Source organism: Pseudomonas sp. GL_091 (genome assembly GCF_057837725.1).
Genome location: NZ_CM174451.1, coordinates 2,473,927 through 2,482,500, shown reverse-complemented (window position 1 = coordinate 2,482,500; position 8,574 = coordinate 2,473,927). Strand labels below are relative to the sequence as shown.

The window sequence follows — 8,574 nt, the reverse complement described above, 5'->3', positions numbered from 1 at the left end:
TAGAAGAGCTTCCTCATAGGCAGCCACAGCCCATGTCATAGCCAAAAAGTGGGACCACCGCGTACAGACGATTAGCCGACCGCCAAAAAACAAAAAAGCACCCAAGGTGCTTTTTTGTTATCACTATCAGCTGGACAAAGCCGCCACCCTCGCCCGCGCCATGTGCAGCTTTTTGTAGCTGTCGATCAGGCGAAGGTGCCTGTCGAGCCCTTCCAGTTTCATGCTCGTCGGCGTCAGACCATAGAAACGCACGCTACCATCCACGGACCCTATCGCCGCGTCCATCCGCTCGTTGCCGAACATCCGGCGGAAGTTGACCTCGTAGTCGCTCAGTTCCAGATCATCGTCCAACTGCATTTCCAGCACGACGTTCACGGCCTGATAAAACAAGCCGCGCTCGACGGTGTTGTCGTTGTATTGCAAGAAGGCTTCCACCAGATCCTTGGCCTGATCAAACTTCTGCAAGGCGAGATAAATCAGCAGCCTCAGCTCCAGGATCGTCAACTTGCCCCATGGCGTATTGTCGTCGAACTCGATGCCGATCAAGGTGGTGATGTCGGTGTAATCATCCAGCTCGCTGCTTTCCAAACCCTGGGCCAGCGATCTCAGGCCGACCTTGCTCAGGCTGTGCAGGTTCAGGATGTCGGCGCGGAACTGCAGCGCTTTGTTGGTGTTATCCCAGATCAAATCTTCTACCGGATAAATTTCCGAGTAATCCGGCACCAGAATGCGGCAGGCCTTGGCGCCGATGTGCTCATAGACCGCCATGTACACTTCTTTGCCCATGTCTTCGAGAATGCCGAACAAGGTCGCGGCCTCTTCGGCATTGGAATTTTCGCCGTGACCGGAGAAATCCCACTCAACGAATTCGAAATCCGGCTTGGCACTGAAGAAGCGCCACGAGACCACACCGCTGGAATCGATGAAGTGCTCGACGAAGTTGTTCGGCTCAGTCACCGCCTGACCTTCGAAGGTCGGCTGAGGCAGATCGTTCAGGCCTTCGAAACTGCGGCCTTGCAGCAGTTCCGTCAGGCTGCGCTCCAGCGCCACTTCCAGGCTTGGGTGCGCGCCGAACGAGGCAAACACGCCACCGGTACGCGGGTTCATCAAGGTGACGCACATCACCGGGAACTCCCCGCCCAGCGATGCATCCTTGACCAGCACCGGGAAGCCCTGCTCTTCCAGGGCCTGGATACCGGCCAGAATGCCCGGGTATTTCGCCAGTACTTCCTGCGGCACATCCGGCAGGGCCATTTCGCCTTCGAGGATTTCGCGTTTGACCGCGCGCTCGAAGATCTCCGACAGGCACTGCACCTGAGCTTCGGCCAGCGTGTTGCCGGCGCTCATGCCATTGCTCAGGAACAGGTTTTCGATCAGGTTGGACGGGAAGTACACCACCTCATTGTCCGACTGGCGCACAAACGGCAGTGAACAAATGCCGCGCTGGGTGTTGCCGGAGTTGGTGTCGTACAGATGCGAGCCACGCAACTCGCCATCCCGGTCGTAAACCTTCAGGCAGTACTCGTCGAGGATTTCAGTCGGCAGTTCGTCCTTCGGGCCCGGCTTGAACCAGCGCTCGTCCGGGTAATGCACAAAGGCCGCATTGGCGATGTCCTCGCCCCAGAACTGGTCGTTGTAGAAGAAGTTGCAGTTGAGGCGCTCGATAAACTCGCCCAGCGCCGATGCCAGCGCACCTTCCTTGGTCGCGCCCTTGCCGTTGGTAAAACACATCGGCGAGTGCGCATCGCGGATGTGCAGCGACCACACATTGGGAACGATATTGCGCCACGAAGCGATTTCAATCTTCATGCCCAGGTCGGCCAGGATGCCCGACATGTTGGCGATGGTTTGCTCCAGCGGCAGGTCCTTGCCCACAATGTAGGTGCCCGCTTCGCCAGTCGAGTGCGGCATCAGCAACGCCTGGGCATCGGCGTCGAGGTTTTCGACCTCTTCAATCACAAACTCGGGCCCGGTTTGCACCACCTTCTTTACCGTACAACGGTCGATGGAGCGCAAGATCCCCTGACGATCCTTGGCGGAGATGTCCGCCGGCAATTCGACCTGAATCTTGAAAATCTGGTTGTAGCGGTTTTCCGGATCAACAATGTTGTTCTGCGACAGGCGGATATTTTCGGTGGGGATATTGCGAGTTTCGCAATACAACTTCACGAAGTACGCCGCACACAACGCCGACGAAGCCAGGAAGTAATCGAACGGCCCCGGTGCCGAGCCATCGCCCTTGTAGCGAATGGGTTGATCGGCAATCACCGTGAAGTCGTCGAACTTGGCTTCAAGTCGAAGGTTGTCGAGAAAGTTGACCTTGATTTCCATGCGTGATTACCAGAATAACGAGCTAAACGATTTGGCCGCCATTATCCTGTTTTTCAGCACAGACCGTTAACTTTCCACTATTTATCGATCAACACCACACCGCGCTCCTCAAGCAAACGCACAAACATCGTCAGGCTCTGCGACACCGTCCCCCTACGCCACACCAGCCAGGTGCGCAGATAGCGGAACGACTCCGACAACGGCCAGACGCTGACCGTCGTGCACCCAGGCATGCTTTCGAGCATGCTGCGGGGCATCAACGCCAGGCCGGCACCGGCGCTGACACAGGCCAGCATGCCGTGATAGGACTCCATTTCGAAAATCTTGCCGGGCACCGCCGCACCATTGGCGAACCAGCTTTCGAAATGATGGCGATAGGAGCAGTTGGAGCGGAAGGCATAGATGTTTTCGCCATTCACATCCTTGGCCCGATGAATTGGCTCATGGTTGAGCGGTGCGATCAAGACCATTTCCTCCTCGAATGCAGGCACGCCCTCCAGCGCCGGATGCAGCACCGGACCATCGACAAATGCAGCGGCCAGCCGCCCCGACAGCACCCCATCGATCATGGTCCCGGAGGGCCCGGTGGACAGGTCCAGTTCGACCTTGGCGTGCTTCTGGTTATAGGCGGCCAATAGCTCTGGAATGCGTACCGCCGCAGTACTTTCCAGCGAACCCAGGGCGAAGGCTCCCTGGGGTTCTTCACCCGCCACTGTCGCGCGCGCCTCCTGCACCAGGTCGAGAATACGTCGAGCGTAATCCAGAAAGCTCCAGCCGGCCGGCGACAAGCGCAGGCGACTCTTCTCGCGGATAAACAGGTCCACACCCAGGTCCAGCTCAAGCTGCTTGATTCTGGTGGTGAGATTCGATGGCACCCGATGGATATGTTGGGCAGCCACGCTGATGCTGCCGTGCTCGGCGACAGCCTTGAAGATTTCGAGCTGAACCAGATCCAAGTCATTCTCCAAACGTGAACGTTATGCTCAGTATTATTCAGTTTCCAGAAAACATATAGCCCCATAACCTGAGCACATTCCTACCTCGCAGGACGGTGCCATGACCAACGTATCCAGCCTTACCCATGCCATTTCGATCAACCCGACCACGGGCGAGCAGATCGGCCATTACCCTTTCGAATCCGATTCGGCATTACAGGTCGCGCTGACGCGGGCCGCTACCGGGTTTCGCGCCTGGCGCAGCAAGCCGGTTGAACAGCGCGCGCAGCTTTTGATCAACCTCGGCCAGGCCTTGCGCAACAATGCAGAGGCCATGGCGAACATGATCACCCAGGAAATGGGTAAGCCGATTGCCCAGGCCCGCGGTGAAATTGAAAAATGTGCGCAGCTCTGCCAGTGGTACGCCGAACACGGCCCCGCCATGCTGAGCCCGGAACCGACCCTGGTGGAAGGCGGCAAGGCACACATCGAATATCGCCCCCTCGGCCCGATTCTCGCCGTGATGCCGTGGAACTTCCCCATCTGGCAAGTCCTGCGTGGCGCGGTCCCCACGTTGCTCGCCGGCAATACCTACGTGCTCAAGCACGCGCCAAACGTCATGGGCAGCGCCTACCTGCTGCTGGACGCATTCAGACAAGCGGACTTCCCCGAAGGTGTTTTCGAGGTCATCAACGTCACCCCGGAAGGTGTATCCAGGGCGATCGCCGATCCACGCATCGCGGCCGTCACCCTCACCGGCAGCGTGCGGGCGGGCATGGCCATCGGTGCTCAGGCCGGAGCAGCACTGAAAAAATGTGTATTGGAACTGGGTGGCTCCGATCCATTTATCGTGCTCGACGACGCGGACCTCGATGAGGCGGTGAAAGCTGCCGTGATCGGGCGCTATCAAAACACCGGACAAGTCTGCGCCGCTGCCAAACGCCTGATTGTCGAGCAAGGCATTGTCGAGGAATTTACCCGCAAATTTGTCGAGGCTACCCAACAACTGGTTGTCGGTGATCCACTGGCTGCCACCACCTATATCGGCCCGATGGCTCGCTTCGATCTGCGCGACGAACTGGATCAACAGGTGCGCGACACACTGGAAGAAGGCGCGACGCTGTTGATGGGTGGAAAGAAGGCTGAAGGCCCCGGCAATTACTATGAGCCCACCGTACTCGGCGACGTGACCGATCAGATGACATCATTCAAACAGGAGTTGTTCGGGCCTGTGGCTTCAATCATCACGGCCCGAGACGCAGCCCATGCGCTGGCGCTGGCCAATGACAGTGAATTCGGTCTCACCGCCACCCTCTACACGCGCAATGCCGAACTCGCCCGGCAGATGGCAGGCGAACTTGAAACCGGCGGCGTGTTCATCAACGGCTATAGCGCCAGCGATCCGCGTGTCAGTTTTGGTGGCGTGAAGAAGAGTGGCTTTGGCCGGGAGCTCTCGCATTTCGGGGTGCGCGAATTCTGTAATGCACAAACGGTTTGGCTGGATCGGCGCTAAGGACAGTGCAGTACTGCGAACTGGCTCAGTTTCCTACTGCTTCCCCGGAGCTCAGCCTGGCTGGCATTTTCTTATAGTTGCACTGAACGACAGGTATGCCGGGCTGGACCAGAATCCAGTGTGAGCTTATCCCGACAGCGCAAAAACCTTGATACCGGAATGAAAAAACGGGCGCCTTATCGGCGCCCGTTTTTTGTTCAAAGGTTCGGTGGCATAGGTGGAGTTACTGTCCACCAGTACCCTGCATGCCGCCTCATTTTGATATGTTTTTTTTCACGTTTATTGATTTATGATTTTTATTGTGTCATTTATACCCTCGTGAATCATCGGGACAGTCCACATTGCCAGACCGGACGGCAGCCCTCCCTACCACCCAAACGCCCCATCCAAGGAGTCAACAATATGTACAAGACAGAACTTCTAGGTGCTCTGGCACTGTGCGTCGCAAGCTTGCTGGCACACGCCGACGACGACAGCCTGCGTATCGGTATCGAAGCCGCCTACCCACCCTTCTCCTTCAAGACGCCAGAGGGCAACGTCAGTGGCTTTGATTACGACATTGGCAACGCGCTGTGCGAAGAGATGAAGGTCAAATGCGAGTGGGTCATCCAGGAATTCGACGGCATGATCCCGTCGTTGAAAGTGCGCAAGATCGATGCTGTCCTGTCGTCGATGTCGATCACTGAAGACCGTATGAAGTCGGTCGATTTCAGCAAAAAGTACTACCACACGCCGGGCAAGTTCGCGATGAAGTCCGGCAATGTGATCAACGACCCGCTGGTCGATCTCAAAGGCAAGAAACTCGGCGTGCAACGCTCCTCGACCTATGACCGTTTCGCCACCGAGCAGCTTGAGAAAGCCGGTGTCGAGGTGGTGCGCTACTCCTCGCAAAATGAAGCCTTCCTCGATCTGGCGTCAGGTCGTCTGGACGCCACGCTTGCAGACATCGTCAACACCGATGAGAGCTTTATCAAAACACCATTAGGTAAAGGTTTCGTGCTGGCCGGACCAGACATCAACGATCCGAAATACTTCGGCAGAGGCGCCGGGATCGCGGTGCGAAAAGGCGACAGTGCGAACGCTGCACGCCTGAGTGCAGCGATTGACGCGATCCGCGCCAATGGCAAGTACCAGCAAGTGATGGGCAAGTACTTCGCCTTCGATATCTACGGCGAATAAGCCTTTCTCCGAAACCCTGGCGCCGGCCCCTTGCGGGCGCCGCTTTTGGCTTGTCTCGCGCGCCTCCCGGCGCTCGCTTGAGGAATTTCATCATGCTTCACGGCTACGGATCGAGCATTCTCGATGGCGCCTGGCTGACCATTAATCTGGCCCTGACCTCCATGACCATGGCCATTTCCCTGGGACTGATCGGCGCGGCCTTTCGTTTGTCGCCGTTTAAATGGCTGGCGGTCCTGGGCGAAGGTTATACAACCCTGATTCGCGGTATTCCTGACCTGGTGTTGATCCTGCTGATCTTCTACGGCGGCCAGGATCTGATGAACCGCATTGCCCTCGCACTCGGTTACACCCAGTACATCGACATCAATCCCTTCATCGCAGGCGTCTGCACCATGGGTTTCATTTTCGGTGCCTATCTCTCGGAAACCTTTCGTGGCGCCTTCATGGCGATCCCTAAAGGTCAGGGCGAGGCTGGCGCGGCCTATGGCATGAATGGCACCCAGGTGTTCTGGCGGATTCTGGTGCCGCAGATGATCCGTTTCGCCATTCCCGGGTTCACCAATAACTGGTTGGTGCTGACCAAATCCACCGCGCTGATCTCGGTGATCGGTTTGCAGGACATGATGTTCAAAGCCAAAAACGCAGCGGACGCCACCCATGAGCCGTTCACGTTTTTCCTCGCGGTTGCCGCGCTCTACTTGATGCTCACCAGCGTGTCATTGCTGGTGCTGCGCTATCTGGAAAAACACTACTCGGTCGGCATCAAAGCCGCCGAACTGTGACAAGGAGCACACCCATGATTCTCGACTACAACCTGATCTGGGAAAACCTGCCGCTGTATTTCAACGGCGCATGGGTGACCCTGAAGGTGCTGCTGATTTCCTTGGCCGCCGGCCTGGTGCTTGCGGTTCCCATAGCGCTGATGCGCGTTTCCCGATCAGCGCTGATCAACTTCCCGGCCTGGCTTTACACCTACGTGATTCGCGGCACCCCGATGCTGGTGCAATTGTTCCTGATCTACTACGGGTTGGCGCAGTTCGAAGCGGTACGCCAAAGCGCGTTCTGGCCCTATCTGTCCAGCGCAACCTTTTGTGCCTGCCTGGCTTTCGCAATCAATACCAGCGCCTATAGTGCGGAACTCCTGGCCGGCAGTTTGAAGGCCACGGCCCACGGCGAGATCGAAGCCGCCAAAGCCATGGGCATGTCGCGCCTGACCTTGTACCGCCGCATCCTCCTGCCGTCGGCCTTGCGCCGGGCGCTGCCGCAGTACAGCAACGAAGTGCTGATGATGCTGCAGACCACCAGCCTGGCGTCCATCGTCACGCTGGTGGATATCACCGGAGCCGCGCGAACCGTCAGTTCGCGTTTCTATCTGCCGTTCGAGGCGTTCATCACTGCCGGCCTCATCTACCTGGCCCTGACCTTCATCCTGGTTCGTCTGTTCAAGCTGGCCGAGCGCCGCTGGCTGGCCTATCTGGCACCGCGCAAGCACTAAGGAGCTTTATGAAGCACATTCAATACCTTTTGCCGTGGAGTGCATCGGGCACAGAACGAAAGTTGTCGCTGTTTCGTTTTGGCAGCGGGACGCGCAAGGCCTACATCCAGGCATCCCTGCATGCCGATGAGCTGCCGGGGATGCGCGTCGCTGTCGAACTCAAGCGCCGTCTGCAAGAACTGGAAGAACAAGGTCGCCTGAGCGGAGTGATCGAGCTGGTGCCGATGGCCAATCCGATTGGTATCGCCCAGATGTTCCAAGCCACCCATCAGGGGCGCTTTGAATTCTCCAGCGGGAAGAACTTCAATCGCGACTTCCCGGAGCTCGCCGAGGCTGTGGCGCAGCAACTGGAAGGTCAACTGGGCGACGATGCCAACGCCAACATCGCACTGATCCGCCGCGCCATGATCGATGCCCTCACAAACATGCCGACACCGACATCGGAACTCGATGGCTTGCGGCGTCTGTTGATGCAGCATGCCTGTGATGCCGATGTAGTGCTGGACCTGCACTGCGACTTCGAGTCAATCATGCTGCTGTATGCCATGCCGCAAAACTGGCCACGCTTGCGCTCATTGGCCGCCCGCCTCGGCGCTGGCGTGGCCCTGCTGGCCGAGGCCGCGGGAGGCAACGCCTTCGATGAAGCCTGCGCAATCCCCTGGCTGCACCTGGCCGAGCGCTTTGCGCAAGCCAGTATTCCGCTGGCGTGCGTGGCCACCACGATTGAATTGCGCGGCATGGCCGACACCGAGCGCGAGCAATGCGTCGACAGTGCACAAGCCATTCTCGGCTATCTCGCCGAGCAAGGCCTGATCAACGGAGACTGGCCTGCCGCGCCACCGAGCCGTTGTGAAGCGACACCGTTCGCCGGCGCGCAGTATGCCTATGCGCCGCACCCGGGGGTGGTCAGTTATCTGCAACCGTTGGGTGCCCACGTCAAGGTCGGCGATCCACTCTTCGAAGTGATTGATCCGCTGACCGATCAGCACAGCGTGGTGCACGCCAGCACTGACGGCATCCTTTATGCCCGTGAACGTCTGCGCTTTGCCCAGCCCGGTTTATGGCTGGCCAAAGTGGCCGGCAGTACCGCCATTCGCCAAGGCCGCTTGCTCAGCGACTGA

7 protein-coding genes are annotated in these 8,574 nt (G+C 58.2%); 5 read left to right on the top strand and 2 right to left on the bottom strand.

Annotated elements, in window-relative coordinates; translation table 11 throughout:
- Window positions 1-126: 126 nt before the first annotated feature.
- Window positions 127-2,331: an OsmC domain/YcaO domain-containing protein gene (locus AC3ITY_RS11350; protein WP_489309127.1), complete on the bottom strand. Its 2,205-nt coding sequence runs from the start codon at window positions 2,329-2,331 to the stop codon at window positions 127-129.
- A 77-nt stretch (window positions 2,332-2,408) separates the two neighbouring features.
- Window positions 2,409-3,287 (bottom strand): putrescine utilization regulator PtrR, encoded by an 879-nt coding sequence (ptrR, locus tag AC3ITY_RS11345; protein WP_150715224.1) that lies wholly within the window; start codon window positions 3,285-3,287, stop codon window positions 2,409-2,411.
- Window positions 3,288-3,387: 100 nt separating this feature from the next.
- On the opposite strand from ptrR, the gene AC3ITY_RS11340 reads away from it, so the two are divergent.
- From AC3ITY_RS11340 to AC3ITY_RS11320, 5 genes are all read left to right on the top strand, one after another.
- A complete protein-coding gene (locus AC3ITY_RS11340; RefSeq protein WP_489309124.1) occupies window positions 3,388-4,779 on the top strand; it encodes an aldehyde dehydrogenase family protein in 1,392 nt (463 codons plus the stop codon).
- Between the two features lie 402 nt (window positions 4,780-5,181).
- Window positions 5,182-5,958: an ABC transporter substrate-binding protein gene (locus AC3ITY_RS11335; protein WP_223459416.1), complete on the top strand. Its 777-nt coding sequence runs from the start codon at window positions 5,182-5,184 to the stop codon at window positions 5,956-5,958.
- A 92-nt stretch (window positions 5,959-6,050) separates the two neighbouring features.
- Window positions 6,051-6,740 (top strand): ABC transporter permease, encoded by a 690-nt coding sequence (locus AC3ITY_RS11330; protein WP_489309122.1) that lies wholly within the window; start codon window positions 6,051-6,053, stop codon window positions 6,738-6,740.
- 14 nt (window positions 6,741-6,754) lie between these two features.
- Window positions 6,755-7,453, top strand: coding sequence for an ABC transporter permease (locus tag AC3ITY_RS11325; RefSeq protein ID WP_489309120.1), 699 nt, complete (start codon window positions 6,755-6,757; stop codon window positions 7,451-7,453).
- Between the two features lie 8 nt (window positions 7,454-7,461).
- Complete coding sequence (locus tag AC3ITY_RS11320) at window positions 7,462-8,574, top strand: succinylglutamate desuccinylase/aspartoacylase family protein (protein WP_489309118.1); 1,113 nt, start codon at window positions 7,462-7,464, stop codon at window positions 8,572-8,574.

Coding starts and splice junctions, on each gene's coding strand:
- AC3ITY_RS11330 (WP_489309122.1), top strand. CDS start 6,051: ATGCTTCACGGCTACGGATCGAGCATTCTCGATGGCGCCTGGCTGACC.
- AC3ITY_RS11335 (WP_223459416.1), top strand. CDS start 5,182: ATGTACAAGACAGAACTTCTAGGTGCTCTGGCACTGTGCGTCGCAAGC.
- AC3ITY_RS11350 (WP_489309127.1), bottom strand. CDS start 2,331: ATGGAAATCAAGGTCAACTTTCTCGACAACCTTCGACTTGAAGCCAAG.
- AC3ITY_RS11325 (WP_489309120.1), top strand. CDS start 6,755: ATGATTCTCGACTACAACCTGATCTGGGAAAACCTGCCGCTGTATTTC.
- AC3ITY_RS11320 (WP_489309118.1), top strand. CDS start 7,462: ATGAAGCACATTCAATACCTTTTGCCGTGGAGTGCATCGGGCACAGAA.
- AC3ITY_RS11340 (WP_489309124.1), top strand. CDS start 3,388: ATGACCAACGTATCCAGCCTTACCCATGCCATTTCGATCAACCCGACC.